Origin of the sequence: Psychrobacillus sp. FSL K6-2836 (assembly GCF_038003085.1) — a bacterium.
Lineage (GTDB): Bacteria > Bacillota > Bacilli > Bacillales_A > Planococcaceae > Psychrobacillus.
This window is the reverse complement of sequence record NZ_JBBOOM010000001.1, coordinates 3,943,702-3,967,065: the sequence shown is the minus strand read 5'-3', so window position 1 is coordinate 3,967,065 and position 23,364 is coordinate 3,943,702. Positions and strand designations below refer to the sequence as shown.

26 protein-coding genes are annotated in these 23,364 nt (G+C 36.3%); 4 read left to right on the top strand and 22 right to left on the bottom strand.

Going from position 1 to position 23,364, the window contains the following annotated elements; translation table 11 throughout:
- Positions 1-149: 149 nt before the first annotated feature.
- From lepA to gpr, 3 genes are all read right to left on the bottom strand, one after another.
- The gene (lepA, locus tag MKY37_RS19205) at positions 150-1,979 is read right to left on the bottom strand and encodes a translation elongation factor 4 (RefSeq protein ID WP_340779397.1); all 1,830 of its coding nucleotides are present in this window, start codon (positions 1,977-1,979) and stop codon (positions 150-152) included.
- Between the two features lie 239 nt (positions 1,980-2,218).
- Positions 2,219-3,034, bottom strand: a complete 816-nt coding sequence (gene spoIIP / locus MKY37_RS19200) for a stage II sporulation protein P (RefSeq protein ID WP_340779396.1) — start codon at positions 3,032-3,034, stop codon at positions 2,219-2,221.
- 54 nt (positions 3,035-3,088) lie between these two features.
- Positions 3,089-4,108: a GPR endopeptidase gene (gene gpr / locus MKY37_RS19195; RefSeq protein WP_340779393.1), complete on the bottom strand. Its 1,020-nt coding sequence runs from the start codon at positions 4,106-4,108 to the stop codon at positions 3,089-3,091.
- 148 nt (positions 4,109-4,256) lie between these two features.
- Between gpr and rpsT the strand changes: the two genes are divergently transcribed.
- Positions 4,257-4,505, top strand: coding sequence for a 30S ribosomal protein S20 (gene rpsT, locus MKY37_RS19190; RefSeq protein WP_090563860.1), 249 nt, complete (start codon positions 4,257-4,259; stop codon positions 4,503-4,505).
- 78 nt (positions 4,506-4,583) lie between these two features.
- Here rpsT and holA read toward each other — a convergent pair whose 3' ends face one another.
- Entirely contained in the window at positions 4,584-5,585 is a 1,002-nt protein-coding gene (gene holA, locus MKY37_RS19185) for a DNA polymerase III subunit delta (protein WP_340779390.1), read from the bottom strand.
- Positions 5,586-5,888: 303 nt separating this feature from the next.
- Here holA and MKY37_RS19180 point away from each other — a divergent pair, with 303 nt between their 5' ends.
- On the top strand, positions 5,889-6,023 hold the full coding sequence (locus MKY37_RS19180; protein ID WP_340779389.1) for a YqzM family protein: 135 nt from the start codon (positions 5,889-5,891) through the stop codon (positions 6,021-6,023).
- A 227-nt stretch (positions 6,024-6,250) separates the two neighbouring features.
- Here MKY37_RS19180 and MKY37_RS19175 read toward each other — a convergent pair whose 3' ends face one another.
- The 12 genes from MKY37_RS19175 to MKY37_RS19120 all read right to left on the bottom strand — a co-directional run bounded on the left by MKY37_RS19175 (position 6,251) and on the right by MKY37_RS19120 (position 16,443).
- Positions 6,251-8,440 carry a DNA internalization-related competence protein ComEC/Rec2 gene (locus tag MKY37_RS19175; RefSeq protein WP_340779386.1) on the bottom strand — a complete coding sequence of 730 codons (2,190 nt, stop codon included), beginning with the start codon at positions 8,438-8,440 and terminating at the stop codon, positions 6,251-6,253.
- 74 nt (positions 8,441-8,514) lie between these two features.
- Positions 8,515-9,096, bottom strand: coding sequence for a ComE operon protein 2 (locus tag MKY37_RS19170; protein ID WP_340779384.1), 582 nt, complete (start codon positions 9,094-9,096; stop codon positions 8,515-8,517).
- A 71-nt stretch (positions 9,097-9,167) separates the two neighbouring features.
- Positions 9,168-9,785 (bottom strand): helix-hairpin-helix domain-containing protein, encoded by a 618-nt coding sequence (locus MKY37_RS19165; RefSeq protein WP_340779382.1) that lies wholly within the window; start codon positions 9,783-9,785, stop codon positions 9,168-9,170.
- Between the two features lie 863 nt (positions 9,786-10,648).
- On the bottom strand, positions 10,649-11,383 hold the full coding sequence (locus MKY37_RS19160; RefSeq protein WP_340779381.1) for a class I SAM-dependent DNA methyltransferase: 735 nt from the start codon (positions 11,381-11,383) through the stop codon (positions 10,649-10,651).
- Positions 11,383-11,736 carry a ribosome silencing factor gene (rsfS, locus tag MKY37_RS19155; protein WP_211894685.1) on the bottom strand — a complete coding sequence of 118 codons (354 nt, stop codon included), beginning with the start codon at positions 11,734-11,736 and terminating at the stop codon, positions 11,383-11,385. The genes MKY37_RS19160 and rsfS overlap by 1 nt, the downstream gene beginning before the upstream one ends.
- Positions 11,733-12,308, bottom strand: coding sequence for a bis(5'-nucleosyl)-tetraphosphatase (symmetrical) YqeK (gene yqeK / locus MKY37_RS19150; protein ID WP_340779379.1), 576 nt, complete (start codon positions 12,306-12,308; stop codon positions 11,733-11,735). The genes rsfS and yqeK overlap by 4 nt, the downstream gene beginning before the upstream one ends.
- Positions 12,298-12,870: a nicotinate-nucleotide adenylyltransferase gene (locus tag MKY37_RS19145; protein WP_340779377.1), complete on the bottom strand. Its 573-nt coding sequence runs from the start codon at positions 12,868-12,870 to the stop codon at positions 12,298-12,300. Before MKY37_RS19145 ends, yqeK begins: the two co-directional genes overlap by 11 nt.
- Entirely contained in the window at positions 12,867-13,172 is a 306-nt protein-coding gene (gene yhbY, locus MKY37_RS19140; RefSeq protein WP_093537069.1) for a ribosome assembly RNA-binding protein YhbY, read from the bottom strand. The genes MKY37_RS19145 and yhbY overlap by 4 nt, the downstream gene beginning before the upstream one ends.
- Positions 13,159-13,989, bottom strand: coding sequence for a shikimate dehydrogenase (gene aroE, locus MKY37_RS19135; RefSeq protein WP_340779376.1), 831 nt, complete (start codon positions 13,987-13,989; stop codon positions 13,159-13,161). The genes yhbY and aroE overlap by 14 nt, the downstream gene beginning before the upstream one ends.
- Before the next feature lie 11 nt (positions 13,990-14,000).
- Positions 14,001-15,104, bottom strand: a complete 1,104-nt coding sequence (yqeH, locus tag MKY37_RS19130) for a ribosome biogenesis GTPase YqeH (protein ID WP_340779375.1) — start codon at positions 15,102-15,104, stop codon at positions 14,001-14,003.
- Positions 15,101-15,622, bottom strand: coding sequence for a YqeG family HAD IIIA-type phosphatase (locus MKY37_RS19125; protein WP_340779374.1), 522 nt, complete (start codon positions 15,620-15,622; stop codon positions 15,101-15,103). The genes yqeH and MKY37_RS19125 overlap by 4 nt, the downstream gene beginning before the upstream one ends.
- A 38-nt stretch (positions 15,623-15,660) precedes the next feature.
- The gene (locus tag MKY37_RS19120; RefSeq protein ID WP_340779373.1) at positions 15,661-16,443 is read right to left on the bottom strand and encodes a phosphatidylserine decarboxylase; all 783 of its coding nucleotides are present in this window, start codon (positions 16,441-16,443) and stop codon (positions 15,661-15,663) included.
- A 91-nt stretch (positions 16,444-16,534) separates the two neighbouring features.
- On the opposite strand from MKY37_RS19120, the gene pssA reads away from it, so the two are divergent.
- Both pssA and sigK read left to right on the top strand, forming a co-directional pair.
- Entirely contained in the window at positions 16,535-17,074 is a 540-nt protein-coding gene (gene pssA / locus MKY37_RS19115) for a CDP-diacylglycerol--serine O-phosphatidyltransferase (protein WP_340779372.1), read from the top strand.
- A gap of 343 nt (positions 17,075-17,417) precedes the next feature.
- Positions 17,418-18,146: an RNA polymerase sporulation sigma factor SigK gene (sigK, locus tag MKY37_RS19110; RefSeq protein ID WP_340779986.1), complete on the top strand. Its 729-nt coding sequence runs from the start codon at positions 17,418-17,420 to the stop codon at positions 18,144-18,146.
- Between the two features lie 162 nt (positions 18,147-18,308).
- On the opposite strand, the gene MKY37_RS19105 is transcribed toward sigK, so the two are convergent.
- The 6 genes from MKY37_RS19105 to MKY37_RS19080 form a co-directional block, all read right to left on the bottom strand.
- Entirely contained in the window at positions 18,309-18,434 is a 126-nt protein-coding gene (locus MKY37_RS19105) for a hypothetical protein (RefSeq protein ID WP_340779370.1), read from the bottom strand.
- 64 nt (positions 18,435-18,498) lie between these two features.
- A complete protein-coding gene (gene mtnN / locus MKY37_RS19100) occupies positions 18,499-19,191 on the bottom strand; it encodes a 5'-methylthioadenosine/S-adenosylhomocysteine nucleosidase (RefSeq protein ID WP_340779367.1) in 693 nt (230 codons plus the stop codon).
- Positions 19,192-19,287: 96 nt separating this feature from the next.
- Positions 19,288-19,980, bottom strand: a complete 693-nt coding sequence (locus MKY37_RS19095; RefSeq protein WP_340779366.1) for a YrrS family protein — start codon at positions 19,978-19,980, stop codon at positions 19,288-19,290.
- A gap of 862 nt (positions 19,981-20,842) precedes the next feature.
- Positions 20,843-21,316, bottom strand: a complete 474-nt coding sequence (gene greA / locus MKY37_RS19090; RefSeq protein WP_093496139.1) for a transcription elongation factor GreA — start codon at positions 21,314-21,316, stop codon at positions 20,843-20,845.
- Positions 21,317-21,427: 111 nt separating this feature from the next.
- A complete protein-coding gene (gene udk, locus MKY37_RS19085; RefSeq protein ID WP_340779365.1) occupies positions 21,428-22,066 on the bottom strand; it encodes a uridine kinase in 639 nt (212 codons plus the stop codon).
- The gene (locus tag MKY37_RS19080) at positions 22,066-23,340 is read right to left on the bottom strand and encodes a peptidase U32 family protein (protein ID WP_340779364.1); all 1,275 of its coding nucleotides are present in this window, start codon (positions 23,338-23,340) and stop codon (positions 22,066-22,068) included. The genes udk and MKY37_RS19080 overlap by 1 nt, the downstream gene beginning before the upstream one ends.
- Positions 23,341-23,364: the final 24 nt, after the last annotated feature.

The following is a 23,364-nucleotide window of genomic DNA, read 5'->3' as shown; positions in this document are numbered from 1 at the left end:
TGTTGGCCCGAACCATTCGGGCTTTTACGAGCATTTGACCTCCCACTTCACTTTGTTGCATCTGCCAAGTCTTTAGGTGGAAGTCATACTGCCCGATAATGCGGGATAAACGAAAAAGGAGGCTACTAGTGCCCCCTCTTTTTGCTTTTTTATTTATTTGGCTCGTCCATCTTAAGAACTGCCATAAATGCTTCCTGAGGAACTTCCACAGAACCAACTTGTTTCATACGTTTTTTACCTTCTTTTTGTTTATCAAGAAGTTTACGTTTACGAGAAATATCTCCACCGTAACATTTAGCTAAGACGTTTTTACCGATTGACTTAATAGTTGACCGGGCGACAATTTTTTGACCGATAGCCGCTTGCACGGGAACTTCAAATTGCTGTCTCGGTATTAACGCTTTTAGTTTTTCAACTATTAGCTTGCCTCGTTCGTAAGAGAAATCACGGTGAACGATAAAGCTAAGCGCATCCACTTTTTCGCTGTTAAGCAGAATATCCATTTTTACTAATTTAGATTCTTTATATCCGATTAAGTCATAGTCAAAAGAAGCGTATCCTTTTGTACTTGATTTTAAAGAATCAAAGAAGTCATAAACTATTTCTGATAATGGAATCTCATAAATAATATTCACTCGAGCTTTTGATAAGAAATCCATTGTTATAAAGTTACCACGTTTGCGCTGACAAAGTTCCATAACAGAACCAACGTAATCTTCAGGAACCATAATAGATGCTTTAACATATGGCTCTTCAATTGTTTCTACTTTTTGTGCATCCGGCATCATCGATGGATTGTCCACTTTTAGGATTTCTCCGTTTGTAAGCTTCACATCATATATAACACTAGGTGCTGTAGTAATTAAGTCAATTTTAAATTCACGTTCAATACGCTCTTGAATGATCTCCATATGTAGCAGTCCTAGGAAACCGCAGCGATATCCAAACCCTAATGCTTGAGAAGTCTCTGGCTCAAATTCAAGTGCTGAGTCATTTAATTGTAATTTTTCTAAAGCATCACGTAAATCTACATATTTTGTATTATCGATTGGATACAATCCACAGAATACCATTGGATTCATTTTTCTATATCCAGCTAAAGGTGCAGTTGCAGGGTTTTCGGCTAATGTAATTGTATCTCCGACACTTGAATCCCCTACATTTTTCATAGACGCAGTTAAGAAACCAACATCCCCAACAGTCAACTCAGAACGTTGTGTTGTTTTAGGTGTAAATACTCCCGTTTCTACTACTTCAAATTCTTTACCTGAAGACATCATTTTAATCGTGTCGCCGGGTTTGACAGTTCCATCTATAATACGAATATAGACGATAACTCCACGATAAGGATCAAATAAAGAGTCAAATATTAATGCCTTTAACGGTGCAGTTGGGTCTCCAGTTGGAGCGGGTACTTTTTCTACAATTTGTTCTAGAATTTCTTCGATACCAATACCAGCTTTTGCAGATGCTAAAACAGCTTCCGAAGCATCTAAACCAATAACGTCCTCAACCTCTGCTCGCACACGCTCTGGATCCGCTGCAGGAAGATCGATTTTATTGATAACTGGAAGTATTTCAAGGTCGTTATCTAGAGCTAGATAAACATTTGCTAGTGTTTGTGCTTCAATCCCTTGTGCAGCGTCTACAACTAGAATAGCTCCTTCACAGGCAGCTAAGCTTCGAGATACCTCATAGGTGAAATCGACATGTCCTGGTGTATCAATAAGATGGAAAATATATTCTTCCCCGTCTTTTGCATTATAAGTCAATTGAACTGCATTCAATTTAATGGTAATACCGCGTTCACGTTCGAGGTCCATCGAATCGAGTAATTGGCTTTGCATTTCTCGAGATGTTACTGTTTGTGTTCGCTCTAATATACGATCTGCAAGTGTCGATTTCCCATGGTCAATATGGGCAATAATCGAAAAATTACGTATTTTTTTCTGTCGTGCCAGTCTCTCATCATTATTCATACTTGTTCACTCCTAATTTAACTACTTGCATTATAACAGATAAAGGATTGTTTAAAACATATTACTGAATCATTGTATGTACACTCTAAATTATTTAATTTGATAAAAATAAATATAAATAATTTTTTGCCAGACTTTAATCTTATCAAAAACCCGTACATAACACAATCTACGAGTATATTTTCCAAACAAAAAGAGATAAAGCATCTATGATTTGCTTTACCTCATTTTTAGTATTCTTATAATGGTAAATCTTCATTTAATATATTAGATATCGCTTTTGCTAAAACTGCAATCGAACGATTTATTTCTTGTTCGTTATTGTCAATGCCCCCAAGTTCTACATTGAGTAGATTTGTGGAAAGGTCTTGATTGTATACGCCGTCTACTCCCTTTCCTTCTTTTGGCAATATCCCTCGTGAGATTCCAGGTACTAATTTATTTAATTGGTTAGAGAGATTTTGTGCAAGTTGCTCATTCCTACTATAGTTTGGGTGCTCTCGGCCAATAACAAATATAAATTTAGCATAACTTTCTTCGCCACTTTTAAGCGTCGTCACATTTGCTTTTGCAGAATCTCTATGAATATCTAAAATAATATCATATTTTTTTTGTCCAATTGCATTTTGAACAAAAGGTCGTATTGTATTATACTGCTTCGCATCCCCTGTAGTCTCAGGCTCCAAAATATCAGTTTCTAATTGGTGTAATGCAAATTGAGCAGTTATCTGCTCTTGAAATGAAGTAATATTGTTTTCTGGATGGTACGTCGCGATTTTTTCACCTTTAGAAGCTAATATAGGTTTATAAGCTTCTTGGGAATGGGTAAAATAAACAAATGCTTTTTTAGGTTCTAAAATTTCGGAAACAGCAGTTTTGGTTTCTAATTGTGCTGCGTAGACAACAGCAGTGCTTTCCTCTTTTGGCATTACTTCTTTTGTTTCTGATTGTTGCTTTTGTTCCGGGAAAAGAGGCGTTTGGACGGTTGCAATAATAATTGGTGCTAAAAATAAAAGTAATAAAATGCTAACAACATTCTTTAAGGACTTAGCCATAATTTCCACTCTCCTCACACAATCGTATGAAGAGAGCAGCATTTTTAGAACACTTTATCTTGTAGTAATCCAACTTTCTATTCCATTAGAAAGTATATACGCATAATGTTCAACCCAAGCATCCGTCTCTTTAGGAGTTACAAATAAGGATGGATTTTTTCCGACAAATACTTCTTCAAATAATTTTCTTTTTTCTTCCGTTGGCCACGTAACCCATTCTCCAAAAATTGGTTGCAGTACAGATTTGTCAATATTCGGTTTTTTGCTAGATACCATTGGCGTGACCGCTAATGCAGATGAAGGGCTCCCCTTTTCTTCCACCTTAGAAGCAATATAATGAATGACTTGCTCCATTGCATCTGCGTATAAAACTGGTCCATCTACAACCATCGGAATACCAATAGCAGTTACAGGTACGCCATATACCTCTTCTGAAACTTCTTTTCGTTGGTTTCCTACACCTGATCCAGGATGTATTCCTGTGTTCGTCAGTTGAATCGTTTTACATAATCGCTCGCTATTTCTAGCCGCCAAAGCATCTAACACAATGATTAAATCCGGTTTAAATGCTTTGCTAATTGCTTCAACAAAATCACTTGTCTCAAAACCGGTTTGCCCAGTTACTCCTGGTGCATACATCACTACTTTTACCCGCTCAGCACTGTCATTGGTTAAAGAAGAATTTTGTAAATACTCAATTGCCTTTGGACCAATGGCATCAGGTGTTATAGTTGCATTACCTAATCCTATGATTAAAATTTTCGAATCCTTTGATAGATTATAATCATTATGCATCTCCCTAAGCTTTTCGATAAATAATTTTTCTAATGCTTTGAAACTATCCTCACTATCTGGACTCACCGTTAAGTCCGTTAATGTAATATATTTACCTTTTTTCTTTCCTATTTTCTTTTCTCCCGCTTCATTTACTTCAATTGATGTAACAAGTACCGCACCTTCACGTGTTTCTTCAAATATTATCCCCTCGGAATTATTAAGTTTGTTTTTTTCCTCGGCTGTACGATGCTTTACCATTTCATCCGATTCGTCTAATAAATCAGTTCTTCCCCACATAATATCACCTCTTATTTAGTGTGTTCAATGTGTCAAGTAAATATTCTTTGCATTTATATATTGCAATTTGTTTTTGTGTTTGTTAAAATAATGCTTGTTGTATTAGAAAGAAATGTATCATCTCAGACCTATTTAGGAGGTGAAAGGTATGCCAAACATTAAATCTGCTATTAAACGTGTTAAGACAAATGAGAGATTAAACACTCAAAACGCAAAAGCAAAATCAGCAATGCGTACTGCTGTGAAAAAAGCTGATACTGCTGCTCTTAATAACGACGAAAACGCAAAAGATCTTATTAAAACTGCTATTCAACAACTTGAAAAAGCAGCTTCAAAAGGTTTAATTCATAAAAACGCAGCTTCTCGTAAGAAGTCTCAATTAATGAAAAAAGCGTAATAAAAAATAAGACTGACCGATTTAATCGGACAGTCTTTTTTTTTGCTTAAAGATTACTAGTAATATTCTAGGTTTTTGTTATTTCAACAAAAACATTTCTAAAATTCTATCACGGTTTATATTGAGTGTTTTTAATTGTAAATCCACTGTTGCAAGGTCATTCAGTGTTTGCAAATTTTGTTCATTGTGAAGCATCGGGTGATCTATTAACAACTTTACTCGGTATGGATGTACTTTGAGCTGATTGGCAATTTGTTGTGCATGGTAGCCTTTTTTCTTTAAATGACTTACTTGCACCATTAACCTAACCTGTGTTGCTATTAATGCATTTAGTTTCAAAGGATCCTCTTTTCGCTTCAATAAATCATGATAAATTTCAATCGCTTCACTTTTGTTTCCGGAAAGATAAGCATTTCCTAGTGTAAATACATCCTGCTCTAGTGTACGTACAAGCAACTGCTTTATAGTTTTAATATCAATCTCTTGCTCTTCACCAACAAAGGTCGCTATTTTCGCTAACTCTGTCTGCAAGTGAACGAGATCTGTTCCACCAAGTTCTATGATGCAATCTATTGCCTCATCAGACATAGTTTTCCCATGAGTAGAAAGCTCATGTAAGATCCAACCTTTTAAATCGTGGACCTGTAAACTGGCTGACTCGATTACATTGGCTGTCTGCTTCATAGCTTTTGTAATTTTCTTTCGTTCATCAAGTTTCTCATATGGCGCTATAAAAACAGTTATCGCTGATGGTGAAGGAGATTTCAGCCATTCTTCTAGACGAACCGTATCATGAGTTATTTTTTCTTTGCCTTTCTCTGTTGCTTTTAAAAAGAAAGTATTTTTGGCTATCACAAGTTTTTTATCGGAAAAAAAAGGAATGGTATCTGCTTCATACATTACCTCATCAACTTTGTTTTCCTCCATATCAAAGGTGATAACTTCTAATTCCCCTTGCTCACTTAATTGTCTTTTTATTTTTTTTATTGTTTCTTCGATAAAATACGCCTCAATGCCGTATAATAAGTACACAGAAGAAATCTTATTATTAGATATTTGCATCCACTTGTCTGAAATCATGCTAAGTGCTCCTTGCTACATATAGTTAAATTTCATTATAACGTAAATAGATGAATAAAGTGAAACTTCCATCAGTGGGGATTCTTCATCCCGCGCTGATGGTTAGTTGAACCAATCGGGGATTTACAGGCTGTTTATACCCACCTAGATTTTCTAGATTTTCACAAAAGTTGAGATTAGGTATTACAGCCTTTAAACCAAGATAAATTGTGACATTATATGTCTTACTAGAAAAAGAAAAGTTTGTATATAGATTTTTTATAGGCAATCCTTTATAATTAGGTGGAAATAGGAGGGGTATCAATGAATGAGTTTGAACAAAATGTCCAGTCGAAACGTAACGACGCGATCGACTCTGGTGTAGGTTTTGTAGTCTCCTTTGGTTTTTTTGCAATAATGTTTATCATTGCAACCGTTATTGAGTTTGTAGCTCGATAAAGTGAAACTTCAATCAGTGGGGGTTATTATCCCTTACTGATTTATAGTTAAACCATTCGGGCTTTTACGGGCATTTATTTCCCACTTCTTCATGTGCTTAAGCCAATCCTTGAAGTGGGAGTCATACTGCCCGTTAAAGCGGGATAAATTGAAACTTCAATCATACTGATTGAAAATTAAAAGGGTTTTGCCTCGTGGAGGTAAACCCTTTTTTCATTTAAAAATACTTATGGAATTGTAATAGATATGCCCCCACTTTTATTAATTTCGACTTCAATAGTGCCATCAGTCCCCGTCTGTAAATACGGTATTTGCAATTCTTTTAAACGTTCAACTACTTCTGGATGAGGATGACCATAGCGATTCTCAAATCCTGCTTGTATAATCGCTACATCCGGCTGAACCAATGCCAAAAATTGTTCATTGCTAGAGGTTTTACTGCCATGATGCCCTACCTTCAATACATCTATTTGTTTTAATGCTAGTGAATAATGCTCCACTAAATCTAATTCTCCTTGTTCTTCCAAGTCTCCAATGAATAATCCATGAAAGTGATCATTTCTCATAGAAAGTACTAGTGAATCATTATTCCCTTCATAGGTTTCATCCATTGGATATAAGTATTGAAGATGGAAATAATTCGATAAGATCTTATCTCCAGCTCTCTTTTCATAGATTGGGATTCGCTGCTTCTCAATTTCCTGCCATAAATCACGCATTACTTCCTTCTCCGCAGACCCAGGAGTAATATGAATTTCCTTTACCTTTACTCCTCTTACTACTTCTTCCGCACCCTCCATATGATCGGCATCTGCATGCGTAAGGATAAGAGTATCGATAGTGTGGATACCTTTTCCCTTTAACAAAGGTAAAACAACCTGTCTGCCAATTTCATATGGTTCATCTGTCTGTTTCCAAATTTCTTGGTCAAACCTTAATAAGCCACCAGTATCAATCATAATAACTTGTTTGCGGAAAGGCATTTCGATAAGTATACAATCACCTTGTCCAACATTTACAAAAGTAATTCTTGTGGATGAATCCATATAAGGTGCTAGCTGAATGATCACTATAACGAATAAGAAAAAAAGAGTACTTAAAAAAACGTTCTTTTTTCTTTCTAATGAAGTAAGTATCAAAACTACGCTAATGTATGCAAGAAATACCATCCAACTCTGTGGCTTCATCGGATTCCACAATTGATAAGGTATGGCACCTAGTTTCAATATAAGAATATCCAATAGATTTCGAAGAGGCTCATAGATTAAAAACAGGTTTTCACCCAAAGAGGGTAATATAAACGTTAATAATAAAAAAAATAAGTTTAGAGGTAAAATAACAAAAGAAAATAAAGGAACGAATATTAAATTAGCAAGAAATGAGGAAACAGAAATCTCATAGAAATGGTAGAGAAGTATAGGGTAAACGATGATTTGACACACAGCGGTGATAATAAATGATTGAAATAAATAAGATTGACTTGACTTCAATAAAATGGAGGAATAAATAAGTGAAAATGCGGCCAAATAGGAGAGCTGAAAACCAATTTGGAATATAATCCAAGGTGTTAAAAAGATAAATCCGATAATACTCAGTGAAAAAGCATCTTCTACTGCAATTTTTCTTTGAAAATACATGGAGATTAACACAATCTCTGTTACCGAAACAGATCTCCATACAGAAGGTGCACCTCCCGCGAGGAGTGCATATAGAGGAAGGCAAATTAGTAGCAGCAAGTTCGCTGTTTCCCTCCTTACACCTAAATGAATCATCTTCTCATAAAATAACCAAGCAATGAGTGCTACATGAAGACCAGAAATAGCAAATAAATGTGTTATACCTAGCGTCTGATAGGCGCTTTGCATGTCGGTGGGCATCTGCTCCCTACTACCTATTAAAAGCGCCTCTGCCTCTGCTTGTAGGGATAATGGAAAGCTATCCTGGATATGCTGTTTCATCTTAAAACGCTGCCCTGCCATAAAGGTTAAAAAATCATTCTTTTTTCCAATTAGTTCATATTGAGAAATTTGAAGTTGTCCCACAGAACCATTGCTTTTCAAATAATTATCCATATCAAATGCATACATATGTGCCTTTGGTCTATTAGAAACTTCTTCTGTGAGAATATTCATAGTTAGTCCCGCAAGCGAATGTTCTGTGAATGCTTCCTTATGCTGTTCACTTTCTAGCTTTAATTGAACGTACCATTTATCCTTTTTTTCCGATGTAGCAAAACCACGTAGAGTACTTCCGTTTATGCGGTAAATGTCTGTCCATGTAATTTGGGTGACATTTTGCTCTAGTGGAGGAACGGGTATTCTCTGTTCTGTATAAAAATAGCAACCGATTCCTAAGCTTAAAGAAATTGATATATATAATATTGAAAACTGTTTATATACTAGCCACAAAAGAATCACAAACAGGAAAAAAAGGATAATGGTAGATTCGTAAGCAGCTACTACTCCTACTACAACTGTTATTGCGATATATATTAAATTTCCATGGAAGTCGTTAATCCAAATAGTTCTGCCACCTTCATTTCGTATGGTGCCAATTCTTCACTACTTGCTCCTTTTTCTCTTAGCTTCGAAATCAGCTCTGTGTACAGGGCAACTTTTTCATCGCTTAAGAAATCTATTTTACGTTCATCGAAAGGCACATGAATAACTTCGACTCCTGCCATATTTAACAATTCAAGGGCATAAGCGTTGTTTTTATAATTTTGTGCATAGTACAGACGACTGATTCCTGCTTGAATGATCGATTTTGTGCACGGAAGGCACGGAAAATGAGTAACATACAAGTCAGCCCCACTCACTGTAATCCCGTATTTAGCACACTGTAAAAGAGCATTCATCTCTGCGTGTATCGTTCTCACACAATGATTATCTACGACATAGCATCCATGATCAATACAATGGTCTCCACCGGAAATAGATCCATTATATCCTCCAGCCATTATTCGGCGATCACGAACAATCGTCGCACCAACTGCTAGACGTGTACATGTGCTTCTTAGTGCAAGTAAATGGCTCTGAGCCAAGAAAAATTGATCCCAAGTTATTCTCTCCATATAATTACCCCCAAAATAAACATTTCTTTAAGTGTAGTAGTTTGTGTGGGAAACTTCAATGGCTCATTTTATTACTTAACAGATATTAATGGCTCCAGTTTCTCATACGTTTTTTGTCCGATACCCGTCACTTTCAACAAATCAGCTTTTTCTTTGAAGGTACCAGACTGCTCGCGATGAGCGATTATTGCCTCTGCCTTAGCTGCTCCAATACCTGGTAAAGTAGACAAAACTGTGGCGTCTGCATTGTTTATGTTTACTAAAGATGATTGTGAACTACTCGTAGATAAAGGCAGTTCTTCCACTTCTTCACCCTCTTCTGGAACATAAATAACCATTTCGTCTTTAACACGCTCTGCATGATTGATATGTTTAGAATTACTAGACACTAAATAGCCTCCAGCCATCTCTATCGCATTTAACACACGATCTCCTTCGGAAAGTTCATAGACTCCTGGCTTCGAAACGGCACCTTTTACTTCCACGAATACAACGAGGTCCTCTACATATTCAATTTTTTCTTCTTCGTTAAAATTTTCTTTTAATGGGATAGTTAGAATGGAATCGGCTTTGGGGGTTGCCGATTTTATAAAGGATTGAATACTGATGAGCAGTATTATTCCTATAACTGCTACTGGGAGTAACAGCTTTTTCTTATATTTATGGACGAACAGTTGGATCAGAATCATCAGCCTCTTTCAAAAGAGGTAAATTATATGGAGTTACAAAAACTATACTAAATTTACCTCTAGTTGAAAAGAGTTATTTTAAAAGCCAAAAAGGTAAATAGATTATCGAGCCGGAAATACAGTGATTCATGTATAGTAAAGAATCAAACGATACCGCTGATTTCCGTTTCAGGCGGACGCTTTCCGCGGGGTGAGCGATAAGCCATCACCGCCGCTACGCGTTCGTTGTGATTGCTTATCTGCCCCACTCATCCCGCTGGAGTCGCCGCCTTACACTACAATCAATAAGTGGTGCATTACTTAATAACAATATTCTCCATATCGTTTCTTTAAAATGATAGGATGAAATTAAGTAATTGTATGGATAATTAATAGAATCCAGTAATCTTGAAAATCTATTATCTTTTCTTCTGAGATTTTGCGCATTACAGGATAATAGTAAAAACTATGCAGTGATCCAACTAGCGTTCATAGAGTTTAAATGATATTCACTAATTATTTATTGGGGATTAGAAAGTAGATTTACTTTAAGTAATAGTGGAAATACAGAGAAATATTAAGTGTTTATCGAATAAAAAGGGTGAGGGTGACCGAAATTGTATCTTCGAGCGCCTCTTCCATGGATGGGAAAGAATTTCTTCCCTGCTTCCCAAAAATATTTTGAACCTGTTTCCAAAAGTAATAGGAGAGATACGAACAGACAAATGCCATAAGATTATCGAGAAAAGAGAGGATGGTTGTGACGTCAGTCACGATCATCCTCTCAAAAAATCAAACGGTAATAATATAGCAAAAAGTATGTCCTAAGCCAACCAAGAACAATATAAACAGGTATTGACTATAAAAGCCTGCTCGTGCTTTTCTTATTTTACAGCATGGATAAACCATCTATCCACTTCTCCTGTAGGCTTCCCAAAAATATCATCATGGACGTTCACCGATGAAAACCCTACTTTTTCTAAGAGATTCTTAAATATTTCCATAGAATAAGTTCGTTGATAGTGGGATTCTTCAAATCGTTCGTAATATCCAGATTCATCGCGAACAAAAAAAGTAATATCATGGTAAATAGAATGTTCTTCTTCTCCTGGCTCCGTATGCCAAAGATAAGCAACCTGCTCATCCTCATAGGTAAAGGGTCCATTTGGATAAATTTCATCCATTTTATAAAGCGAATGGACATCAAAAAACAATTGTCCATTTGGATTTAAAGCTGCAAATAAACGACTAAATGTCTGCTCTACTTGCTCTAATGTCTCTAAATAATTTAGAGAATCTATAGCAATAACCGCTACATCTACCTCATCTACACCTTCAAGATCAGCCATTGATTGACATATAAAAGTGATATCCGTTCCACTTTCAAAGCTTCGATTTTGGGCAACTGTAAGCATAGAATCTGATAAATCTACACCTATTACCTCATAACCTGCTTTAGCAAATTCGATACTCAAAACGCCCGTACCACAACCAATATCAACTAATTTTTTGGATGTAGCCAAGGGCGCGTTCTGTTGTATCCATTCCGCATATTTGTTATACGGAATGTCGGACATTAACGAATCATAAATATAAGCAAATTGTTCATACGTAGACATTAAGCATCTTGCCCAACTTGAATCATTGGTGCATCTCCCCAAAGTCTCTCTAAATTATAATAAGCACGCTCATCTTTGTGGAATACATGTGCCACAACGTCACCCATATCAACTAAAATCCATCTAGCTTCATCAAAACCTTCTAAACGCTTCACATTAAATCCAGCTTTGAAGGCTTGGTCCTCTAGCTCTTTTGCAATTGCTTGAACTTGACGATCCGAGTTCGCATGACAGATTAAAAAGTAGTCAGCAAGTAAAGAAACTCCTTGCATATTTAATACAACAATATCCTCTGCTCTTTTATCGTCTGCTGCTTTATAAGCGATTTCTACTAATGAATTTGAAGATGTCATTCTTTCACTGTTCCTCTCTGTTGTATCAAATCATTGTAACAATGAAATGAGTCCGGAAATACCGGTTGTTTTTTTTCTATTAAAAATGAAATACTATGCTTTATACAACTGGTCATAGCATCTTCTAAATCGATCTTTGCTTTTTCACGTAAAGGTTCAACACCAGAAAAATTCCGACTAGGCTCTATCATATCTGAGACATAAATTATTTTTTCTAATTTGGACATACCAGCTCGACCCGTTGTATGGAACTCGATAGCTTGTAAAATATCCTGATCCATAATTTGAAATTCTGTTTTCGCTACATAACTACCAACCGGAGCATGCCACAATTCATGATTAAAATCCAATAATAATGGATTCATTTTTTCGGAAACGATAATGGATCTTAGCCACTCTTTATCGGCATACTTTACACTATCATGCAAAATCGCCGCAATCTCTGCTTTATCAAAATCTTCTCCATACATTTTGGCCAATTGTATAGCTGTTTCAGCTACACCTTTTGTATGTATAAATCGCTTTTCAGGCATACGACTTTTCATCTGCGCAAGTAGTTGTTCATGTTTCATATAGCTTCTCCTTTCGGATAAAATCCCGAACAGCATCACTAATAAGAAACTGGGTAGTTTCACCATTTGCTATTCGATTTCGAATGGTAGTAGAAGATAAATCGATTTGTGGTATATCTAAAGTTACTATAGGATATGCAGTTTCGAGTAATTTATTTGGTCTTGGAACTCCTACTAAATGCACATTTTGTATAAGTTCTTCGATTCGATACCACGTCGGTAAATCCTCCACCTGATCTCCACCGATGATAAAATAAAAATCAGTTTGCAGTTCTCGTTTTCTAAGAAGCTCCATCGTATCAAATGTATAAGAAGTTCCGCCTTGATCAATTTCAATCGTTTCTACCTTCAACATAGGGGCGTCTTGTACAGATAATTCCACCATAGTTAAACGTTGGATAGATGTGACTCTATTTTGAATTTCTTTATGAGGAGGGGTAGCATTTGGCATTAAACGCACTTCATCTAAGTTCAATGCATGGAGTACTTCATTTGCAATGATCAAATGTCCAATATGCGGCGGGTTAAAGGTTCCACCTAAAATCCCTACTTTTTTTCTCATGCACGACTCGCTTTTGGAAGCTCGATTCGTTTATTATTTTTAGACGGTTTATATAGCACTACCATTAAACCAATCAGTTGCACTAGCTCTGCTCGTGTACCTTTTGCAAGTGCTTCTGCCACTTCTTGCTTATCTTCTTCACAATTTTGTAAGATACTAATTTTAACTAACTCACGAACTTCAAGTGCTTCACCGATTTGTTTAATCATCGCATCGTTCACTCCACCTTTACCGACTTGAAAAATCGGAGATAGATTGTGTGCTTGACTACGTAAAAATCTTTTTTGTTTACCTGTTAACATAATTTCCTCCTATTTGCTCTATCAATTGTTGGATCATCCCATCAGTATCGGGTTTTACTCCATTCCAATATGAAAAGGCCAGTGCTCCTTGATGTACAAGCATTCCTAGACCATTAATTGTTCGAACATTGTTTTTCTTTGCTTCCTCTAAAAAAGCGGTAACTAAAGGATTATATACGATATCCGCAACAATTGCATGCTCTTTTAACCGATTTAGCTGGATTGGTAAAGATGCTTCACTAGTTTTCATACCGAGAGAAGTCGTTTGAACGACGATATCAAACTTGCTCAAATTAGTTTCTGCATCCTCAAGAGTCAATGCTTGTCCCGTCTGTAGTTCATCAACTAATACTATAGCCTTTTCTAACGTTCTATTAGCTATTGTCAGATGTGTATAACCTAGACTTTTGAAAGCATGAGCTATACCACGGGCAGCTCCTCCAGCTCCAATTATCAATATATTATGCTCAGGTAAGATGGAGCCGAGTGATTCAATAAAACCTAATCCATCGGTATTATACCCAACATACTTATTGTCCGCTGTTTTCACAACTGTATTTACTGCTCCAATTCCTTTTGCCGAATCATCCACATCATCAAGAAATGGAATAATCGCTTCTTTAAAAGGAACAGTCACATTCCAACCACTACATCCTAAGAGCTTTAAAGATTCTACTGCTTGCTCTAAATGATTTTTTTCTACATGAATTGGGATATAGCTTGCATCTATATTCAACTGTTTTAACCATGTTTCATGCATAGTAGGTGAAAAGGAATGGGTAATCGGATTTCCTATCACTGCAAACCATTTTTTCATACCTAAACCCCCTATATTAACGATGGACGAATAGATATTTCTACACCTGCTGGGGCATGCGCAGCTACAATTACTCCTCCACGTTGTACAGTAATCCATCCTAATCCAGAAAATACGATATCTGTTTTGTCATCTTTGATCTTAAATTCATGACGAACTAAAGGAGGCAATAGATCCGCAAACTCTTCACTAGGAGGAGATAATAATTTACCTTTATGCTCTTTATATAAATTATCCGCATTCTCTAATTTTGTACGGTGAATTGGAATATCATTTGCTATATGGCAGGTAAATGCTGCTCGGTCACCTTTGATAAAGTCAAATCGAGATAAGCCGCCTAAATATAATGTTTGTTCACTATTTAACTGAAATACTTTCGGTTTAATTTCTTTTTTTGGTGTAATATATTTCAATTCCGATGGATCTAAATAATGTGCCATTTGATGGTGATTTATAATACCAGGTGTATCAAATAATGACTTAGTGTCATCTAATGGAATTTCAATCATATCTAATGTAGTACCGGGGAAATGTGAAGTAGTAATAATCGCATCCTCTCCAGTTGCTTGTTTAATAATACGGTTAATAAAAGTCGACTTTCCAACATTTGTACATCCAACAACATAAACGTTTTCGCCTTTTCTATAATGCTCAATTGCTTCCATTGCTTCTGGCATACCTGTACCTTTATGTGCACTTACAAACAATACGTCTATTGGAGACAAGCCTAGTTTTTTAGCTTCCTGTTTCATCCAGTTGATGACTTTATTTTTTTTCACTGATTTCGGTAATAAGTCTGCCTTATTAGCTATTAACAATATAGGATTATTGCCAACAAAACGATGCAAACCAGGTAACCAGCTACCATTAAAATCAAAGATATCAACTATTTTAACGATTAATCCTTTTTGAGTTCCTAAGCTATTTAATATTCGAAGGAAATCATCATCTGTCAATGAAACTGGCTGTAATTCATTGTAATTCTTCAATCGGAAACAACGCTGACATATAATATCTTCTTTTTCTAAAGAGGACACTGGTGCAAAACCAGGCTCTCCTACTTTTTCTGTTTGAATTATTGTACCGCAGCCGATACATTTTGGTGCTTCTGTCACGCTTCTTCCTCCCATGTAACTTGTCCTTTTTTGTCCAAGTAACTAAAAATTCTTCGTTCCACCATACGATTAAATTTAGTCACAAAACCATCAGATTTTGCAACCGGAATGACTAAAATCGTATGAAGTTTTTGTCTGTTTCCGCCAAATACATCGGTTAATAACTGATCACCAATGACTACTACTTCTTCACGTTTCACCGTCATAATACTTAATGCTTGGCGAAATGCTTTTCCAAGTGGCTTTCGAGCTTTAAATATGAATGGAATTCCAAGTGGATCTGCAAAGGATTTAACTCGCAGCTCGTTATTGTTTGAAACAATTGTTACCTGAATCCCAGCAGCTTTAATACTTGCAAACCACTCGATCAATTTAGGTGTAGCATCTGGTCGATCCCATTCAACTAATGTGTTATCTAAATCTGTAATAATGCCCTTTATCCCTTTATCTTTTAACATTTCAGGTGTTATATGAAAAACACTTCTTACAAATTCACTAGGTATAAAATTTGAATACAAAGACGAACACTCCAATTCGAGGCTTTTTCTATTTATGATTATAGCATATTTGCTACATTCTCACCCATTCGGACAAATTTACCAGGGTGAACTTTACTTGAGAACTCCACGCTATCAGCTTCGAATAGCATAACGACAGTGGATCCAAAGGAGAAATATCCGACCTCTTCTCCTTTATTCCATATTGTAGAATTATTCGTAAGCTCAATCGAATTTACAAACATAGCTCCTACTTTTATATGTATACATTTTTTTTCGTTAGGCATTTCTAATTCTGTAAGCATTCGGTAGTTACCACTTATCGTTTGTTTTCCATACTGAAGTCCCCATTTATTAACTGGATACGATTTTTCACCAAGACTATATTGACTTAGTACTTTCCCATCTACTGGAGAATGTATTCGGTGATATTCTGCAGGGCTTAAGTATAAAATGATATACTTTCCATTTTGAAAGGATGAAGCTATTTTCTCCGAACCTAGCATATCCTGTAATGTGTAGGTTTTCTGCTTTACATAAAAGAGCCCGTCCCCTGTAATATCCCCAAAGGTCTCTATTGTAGCATCTACCGGGCTAATGATGCTATTGAATTCCCGATCAATCGGACGACTCTCCACTTTAACTTTACGAATAAAAAAATCATGTAAACTAGTGAAATCAGTACTTTTTTGTATCGTATCTTGAGTTGATATATTAAAATAATTAATATAATAGGGAATCATGCGTCTGCTTACACTGGACTTTGTAAAGCTTCTGATTAGTGACGAGGACCATTTCCCATTGGTTAATTCAATCATGGTTTGGTATAATTTTTCTCTCATTTTTTAGCTCCCTAGGAAAAATTAAACTTACTATTTTTACTTAATCGAAGTATAATGAACAAATATGTTATTTGTAAAGGAGTGATTTGCAATGTTTTTACAAAACGCGATGTATCAAACAGTAAAAAAATTGAAATCACATGCGGCGAACATGATCACCATTGGCAATCTTGCTTTTGGAGGTGCAGCCATCATGGCAACGATGAATGAAAATTACACGTTTAGTGTATTATTTATATTTATAGGTGGCCTTTTAGACAGATTTGATGGAATTGTAGCAAGAAAATTTCATCTGGAATCCGAATTAGGCAAACAACTAGATTCCATGAGCGATATTATTTCATTCGGGATAGCTCCTGCATTACTGATGTATTCATTAGTATTACAAGAGTTTAGTGTAACTGGAATGATAATAACCGTTATTTATATAGCATGTGGTGCTTTCAGGCTCGCACGATTTAATATTTCTGAACCGAATGGTTTTTTTACAGGTTTACCTATTACTGTAGCTGGTGTAATCTTAACGCTCTCTTATTTCGCGATAGAATATGTACCATCTGTCTCGTATATGTTTTTATTCATTATCCTCGCATTACTAATGATCAGTACATTTACATTAAGAAAAGTTTAATGACGAAATGCGCTAGCGCCTATGTTAGCCCTGACAACGTTCTTCTGCGACGAGCTTTGCAGAGGAGCAAGCGATGGAAGAATTTCACGTAAAGGCGTCTTTTGCATAGTAAGTTTGTCTAAATTCGTGACATCGTGTTACAACGAATGACTGATCCGCATGGTGCGGCCCCAAAATTCTGAAGCGACTCGAAGGGCTAGGCGCTGGAGCTAGACTGCAAAAGACTAAAAAGTATATACCTTTTAAATTTGAAGAAAAGCGGCTGCGAAATTGTAGTCGCTTTTTTCATATTTTGTCAGCTTTCGACATACATTAGTCTAACAACTAGATGGAGGTGAACCTCATTACAGGTCTAATGACTGCCTTTATAAGCATCTTTGTAGATTTCCCTCTCGTTCTTGGTTATTTGAAGGGCCAGGCATTTCATCAACCCTTCACTCCGGAAGAAGAAAAAGTCATGATAGACCGTTTTTTAGGCGGAGATTTAACAGCTCGTGACGAACTTATCGAACGAAATATGCGATTGGTTGCCCATGTTGTAAAAAAGTTTCACCCAAAACATGAATTATTGGATGATTATATCTCCATAGGCACCATTGGTCTGATGAAGGCTGTCAATAGCTATACTCCTACTAAGAAAACTAAACTAGCCACATACGCTGCCAGATGTATTGAAAATGAAATATTGATGTATTTGCGATCATTAAAGAAAGTACAAAAAGACGTTTCCTTACATGAGCCCATTGGTATGGATAAAGATGGTCACTCTTTAGAAATTACAGACCTACTTCCAGGTATCGATAAGAGCACAGATGAACAACTTGTAGAGGAGGAAGATACGAATAGCTTATACCGCCATTTATCTCAACTCGAAAGCCGAGAGCTCGAAATTATCGTCCGAAGATATGGATTACTTGGTCATGAACCGATGACTCAAAAAGATATATCCAAACAACTAAAAATATCTAGAAGTTACGTATCTCGGATTGAAAAACGCGCATTAGTGAAACTGTATCAATCCTATATACATGAAAAAAACTCTTTTGATGTATCAAACACCAAAAGAGCTTAGCTAAGCTAAGAAAAAGTGAAACTTCAATCAATGGGGGATTCTATATCCCCCATTGATTGTTAGTTGAACCATTCGGGCTTTTACGGGCAGTTTTCTCCCACTTATACTTAGTTACTTAGGTCAAAACTCGAAACAGGAGAATTACTGTCCGTTAATGCGGGATCAATCTTCACTTGTCTCTGCGATCATGATAAATGCTAAAACTGCAGTTATTAAAACTGACATCGCCATTATAAATAACATTCGATCTCCCCCTCTGTCATTGAAAGCGCTTGATGACTTTATCATAGCACATAACAAGAGAATTATTAATATGCACGAAACTACTCAGTATGGCGAATTAATGACAAACTTATAATTTCTCAATTACATGTAAAACTACTTGTGTCGAATGTTTTGCAGCAACTGGTAAAAATTCATCGAAACTGATAGAAGACTCTTTTCCAGCAATATCAGAAAGTGCACGGATTACCACAAAAGGAACTTCAAATTGATGACAAACTTGCGCAACTGCTGCAGCCTCCATTTCACAAGCTTTCATTTGCGGAAAATGAATACGAACCTGTTCAACTTTTGCAGGGTCATGCATAAAGATATCACCTGTAGCGATTAAACCCGTTGCAGCTTGGTGTTCACCAATTTCGTATACAGCAGCCTCTGCTAATTTCATTAAGTGCTCATCTGCTTTAAATGCCGCTGGAAGCTGAGGCACTTGACCAATTTCATAGCCAAATGCAGTTACATCTACATCATGATGTCTTACCTCATCTGAAATTACGATAGCTCCTACTTCTAGATTTGGATCATAACCACCTGCTGAACCAGTGTTAATCACATAATCAGGTTTGTATTCACTTAATAATATGGAAGTAGTCATTGCCGCATTCACTTTCCCGATTCCACTTTTCAATAATACAACTTCATGGTTTTTATATGTCCCACTTGTAAATTCGCTATTTGCTATTGTTTTTGTTTTAGGATTTTCTATTTCATTTCTCAGAAGCTCTACTTCTTCTTCCATTGCACCTATAACTGCTATTTTCATTGTTAATTGCCCCTCTCTAAAATGCACTTCTTTAAAAATAAGGAAAAAAGCTTCTTAAGTCAAGAAGCTTTTCTTTTTGCAAATATATTCTGAGCCCTATTCTAATGTTTTAAGTTTTTCTTTTTTAGTTGGTTTCCATCCTTCACCATCAATCCATTCTAAGGATATGCGATAAATTTCGCTTCCATCCTTTGAAGTAACGGTTCCTATCGATTTTTGAGGGCTTCCACCATTACCTAAAAATTTAACATACATACTGGACGTATCTAAATTAGCAGCATAGGCTAGTGCTTTAACTTTTTCATCCCAGTCTACAGAGGAACTATCATAGCTCGATACATGTTCTCCTGATTGTTCTGTTCCAATTGGCTCCCATCCAGAATCTACAATAACTGATTCAACATTCGTATCGTTTGATGGCTCTGTAGATACAGTACCAGCCTCATTTTCTTCCGCGTCAGTGTCTTCATTCTCTTCTTTTTCTGAAGTTGTATCATCATTGGAAGAAGACGAATCTGTGGATTCCGTACTATCGCCCTCTACTTCCTCAGACTCCTTGTCTTCCTCTTCTTCAATCGATTCACTCTCTACATTATCCTCTTCTAATTCAGTGGTTACATCAGATTGATTAGCACTTTCTTTCTCATCATCACCTGTAACTATATTTACAGTCACTATAATAATTAGGAGAATTACTATTCCTATAAGGATATTTAGAATATTATTCTTTTTTCTCTTGTGATTTCGTTGATCTAACCGAGTGTCAAATTTCGTATTTTTTTCTGGCATGTAATTCCTCCTTCTATATAAGAGAATATACTACAAATAGACGATATTAATAGGGTTATGTTTCAACAAGCTAAAAAATAGGACGATTGATAGTTATCAAAAGAATTTAATAGACCTTTTTTACACAACTGCTTGACCAATTATTTAGGTAAAAGATTCTATTCATTCTTTTCTATTAAGAAATGTTGAAATGCAGTTAATTTCCACTCTGAGCGGACGCTTTCCGTGAGCACGGCTTCAGCCGCTTCCCTCGCTTCCCTCGCTTACGCTCAGTCTTGGGTCTTCAGCTCACGCTGTTACCACTGAAGTCGCCACTCTGCGCTCCAATAACTACGTCCACTTTATATAATCGGATAAGTGGATATAAAACCACCTAAATATAGTTGCTTTATCTTCAAATAAGTAATAATGAAGTGGAAACAGATAAAAGAAAATCCATTTGCTTCTTTTATGATAAAATAGTATACCAAATCAAGCAGACGGTTTTATCCCTCTAATAATTTTGATTACACATATTATCTCGGCGATATGCTTTGCCAAATCTTATAGTTGGGTACTACACCACATTATATTTATTGGAGGGTAAGGTGGTAACTCCAGTGGGATGAGTGAGACAGATGAGCTATCACATCGACGCGTTAGCGACGGTGATAGCTCATCGCTCACCCCACGGAGGCCAACAGGATGTTGGTCACGAAGGCGTTCCGATCGCGACGTAGCGCACTAGCCTTTGTAATCCACCTGAAACGGAAATCAGTAGTGTTATTTATTCGTTCTTTTACCCTTAACACAGTATACAAGGTACAGTATTATATATTTCTTTTCAAAAAAAGAGGTAAACGGTTTCGTTTACCTCTTCATTTTATGATATGGTTTTTATTTCTACGTCCATTTCTCCACCAGGAGTAAGGATTTTCACTCGATCTCCTGTAGACTTGCCGATTAAACCTTTAGCAATTGGAGAATCATTTGAAATTAGACCTTCGATTGGATCAGCTTCTGCAGAACCTACGATTGTGTAAGTTTCTTCATCACCATCAGGAATTTCCACAAATGTTACTGTTTTACCAAGCGTAACAGTGTCGTTGTTTCCTTCTCCTTCGATGATAACTGCATTGCGAATCATTGACTCTAGGGTTGAGATTCTACCCTCTACAAACGCTTGGTCTTCTTTTGCTGAATCATACTCAGAGTTCTCTGATAGATCACCAAAACTTCTAGCAATTTTAATACGTTCTACTACTTCCTTACGTTTCACCGTTATTAAATGCGTTAATTCATCTTGTAATTTTTGTTTACCAGCAACGGTCATTGGATATTGTTTCTCTGTTGACACTCCCATACACTCCTTTAAATACACACTTAAAACTCTATCATGTATTATTCATATGCATCAAATCACAATGTTATGAATTTCATGAAATTATTGTCAATCTCAATCATCATATTATACAATAACATCCGTTTCAAGAATAGTTTTTATTTTTGTTACCATTAAATCGATAGCCACTTCATTTTGGCCACCTTCTGGAATAATTACATCTGCATACTTTTTAGTTGGCTCGATGAACTGATTGTGCATCGGTCGAACTACATTAAGGTACTGTTCCACAACCGAGTCTACTGTACGCCCTCTTTCGTTAATATCACGTAATATACGACGGATAATACGTAAATCTGCGTCTGTATCCACAAATAATTTGATATTCATCATATTCCGAAGTCGCTCATCTTCTAATACTAGAATACCTTCTAAGATAATAACGTCTTGAGGTTCAATTTTAATCGTTTCTGAAGAGCGGGTATGTTTTGCATAATCGTATACTGGCTTTTCAATTGCCTTATTGTCTAACAAATTGTGAATATGTTCAAGTAATAAGTCATTATCAAAAGCTAATGGGTGATCATAATTTGTATTAAGTCTTTCCTCAAACTTTAAGTGACTTTGATCTTTATAATAAAAGTCTTGTTGTATTACTACTACTGAATGATTCTTAAATACTTCACTTATTGCGTTCGTTACACTCGTTTTACCTGATCCTGATCCACCTGTGATCCCAATGATAAGAGGAGTTTTCTTCGTCATTATTTCATCCCTTTTCTCATCATATTATTTGGATATAATTTTGTTAGACATTTAAATTGGACAATTTGTAATGGATGTCTCGCAGCATCCAATACCCGTCCTTTTTCGTCCGTAATTTCATTTATAACCATCTCAACGTTTTCTATTTCTGGACCAAAAAACTCTACTTTGTCCCCTGGCTTGAAATAATTACGTTGCTGCAGTGTAACTATTTGTGTTGCTTCGTTATACTCTAACACAAGTCCGACAAAATCATACCCTAATTTTTTATCATGTACACCGTACATTTGTTGTTCAAAACCAGGCTCATCCTCAAAAAATGCTGTGTCTGTTTCACGATTTGCGCATTTTTCTAGTTCTTCTATCCAGCTTGGTTGCATTTGAAAGTTTGTGGGATCTGCACAATATGCATCAATCACTTTACGATATACACTCACAACAGTAGCGATATAGTGAATCGACTTCATGCGCCCTTCCACTTTTAAAGAATCGATTCCTAGATCGATTAAACGTGGTATCGATTCCAATAATTTTAAATCTTTTGGACTCATGGCAAATGGCACATCTTCTTCTGTAAATAACGCCTGTTCTTGTCCATCTGTCTGTTCATACAAATCATAATCCCAACGACATGATTGACAGCATCCGCCTCTATTTGAGTCACGCGCAGTCATATGATTGGAAAGAGTACATCTACCGCTGTAAGCAATACACATTGCACCATGGACAAACGTTTCTATCTCGATATCCACTTTCTCTTTCATCAATTGAATTTCGTCTCCACTAGTTTCTCGAGCAAGTACAACGCGGGTCAGCCCTTCTTCTTTCCAATACTGCACAGCTTTCCAATTGGATAGGGATTGTTGAGTGCTCAGGTGAAGCTCTAATTTAGGTGCTACGGTACGGCACGTCTCAATTATTAATGGATCTGCAACAATAATACCAGTTACTCCGGCAGATTCAACTGCTTGTAGATATTCTTCTAAACCATCCATATTTTCATTGTGGGCGAATATATTTGTGGTCACGTACACTTTAGCACCATACCGACTAGCAAATTCTACCCCTTCACGCATTTCATCTATTGAAAAATTCCCCGCATTAGATCGAAGTCCAAATTCTCGTCCACCTATAAATACGGCATCGGCACCATAATGCACGGCAATTTTTAGCTTTTCTAAACTTCCAGCAGGCGCTAATAATTCGGGTTTTTTCGTAATAACACGTTTACCATCAATTAGCTCACTTATTTTATCTATTTTAGTATTAAGCAAATAAAACCTACCCTCTCCTAACTG

Excerpts from the sequence above, each read along its gene's own strand:
- lepA (WP_340779397.1), bottom strand. The coding sequence starts at position 1,979 with ATGAATAATGATGAGAGACTGGCACGACAGAAAAAAATACGTAATTTT.
- spoIIP (WP_340779396.1), bottom strand. The coding sequence starts at position 3,034 with ATGGCTAAGTCCTTAAAGAATGTTGTTAGCATTTTATTACTTTTATTT.
- gpr (WP_340779393.1), bottom strand. The coding sequence starts at position 4,108 with ATGTGGGGAAGAACTGATTTATTAGACGAATCGGATGAAATGGTAAAG.
- rpsT (WP_090563860.1), top strand. The coding sequence starts at position 4,257 with ATGCCAAACATTAAATCTGCTATTAAACGTGTTAAGACAAATGAGAGA.
- holA (WP_340779390.1), bottom strand. The coding sequence starts at position 5,585 with ATGATTTCAGACAAGTGGATGCAAATATCTAATAATAAGATTTCTTCT.
- MKY37_RS19180 (WP_340779389.1), top strand. The coding sequence starts at position 5,889 with ATGAATGAGTTTGAACAAAATGTCCAGTCGAAACGTAACGACGCGATC.
- MKY37_RS19170 (WP_340779384.1), bottom strand. The coding sequence starts at position 9,096 with ATGGAGAGAATAACTTGGGATCAATTTTTCTTGGCTCAGAGCCATTTA.
- MKY37_RS19165 (WP_340779382.1), bottom strand. The coding sequence starts at position 9,785 with ATGATTCTGATCCAACTGTTCGTCCATAAATATAAGAAAAAGCTGTTA.
- MKY37_RS19160 (WP_340779381.1), bottom strand. The coding sequence starts at position 11,383 with ATGTCTACGTATGAACAATTTGCTTATATTTATGATTCGTTAATGTCC.
- rsfS (WP_211894685.1), bottom strand. The coding sequence starts at position 11,736 with ATGACATCTTCAAATTCATTAGTAGAAATCGCTTATAAAGCAGCAGAC.
- yqeK (WP_340779379.1), bottom strand. The coding sequence starts at position 12,308 with ATGAAACATGAACAACTACTTGCGCAGATGAAAAGTCGTATGCCTGAA.
- MKY37_RS19145 (WP_340779377.1), bottom strand. The coding sequence starts at position 12,870 with ATGAGAAAAAAAGTAGGGATTTTAGGTGGAACCTTTAACCCGCCGCAT.
- yhbY (WP_093537069.1), bottom strand. The coding sequence starts at position 13,172 with ATGTTAACAGGTAAACAAAAAAGATTTTTACGTAGTCAAGCACACAAT.
- aroE (WP_340779376.1), bottom strand. The coding sequence starts at position 13,989 with ATGAAAAAATGGTTTGCAGTGATAGGAAATCCGATTACCCATTCCTTT.
- MKY37_RS19120 (WP_340779373.1), bottom strand. The coding sequence starts at position 16,443 with ATGAGAGAAAAATTATACCAAACCATGATTGAATTAACCAATGGGAAA.
- pssA (WP_340779372.1), top strand. The coding sequence starts at position 16,535 with ATGTTTTTACAAAACGCGATGTATCAAACAGTAAAAAAATTGAAATCA.
- MKY37_RS19105 (WP_340779370.1), bottom strand. The coding sequence starts at position 18,434 with ATGATAAAGTCATCAAGCGCTTTCAATGACAGAGGGGGAGATCGAATG.
- mtnN (WP_340779367.1), bottom strand. The coding sequence starts at position 19,191 with ATGAAAATAGCAGTTATAGGTGCAATGGAAGAAGAAGTAGAGCTTCTG.
- MKY37_RS19095 (WP_340779366.1), bottom strand. The coding sequence starts at position 19,980 with ATGCCAGAAAAAAATACGAAATTTGACACTCGGTTAGATCAACGAAAT.
- udk (WP_340779365.1), bottom strand. The coding sequence starts at position 22,066 with ATGACGAAGAAAACTCCTCTTATCATTGGGATCACAGGTGGATCAGGA.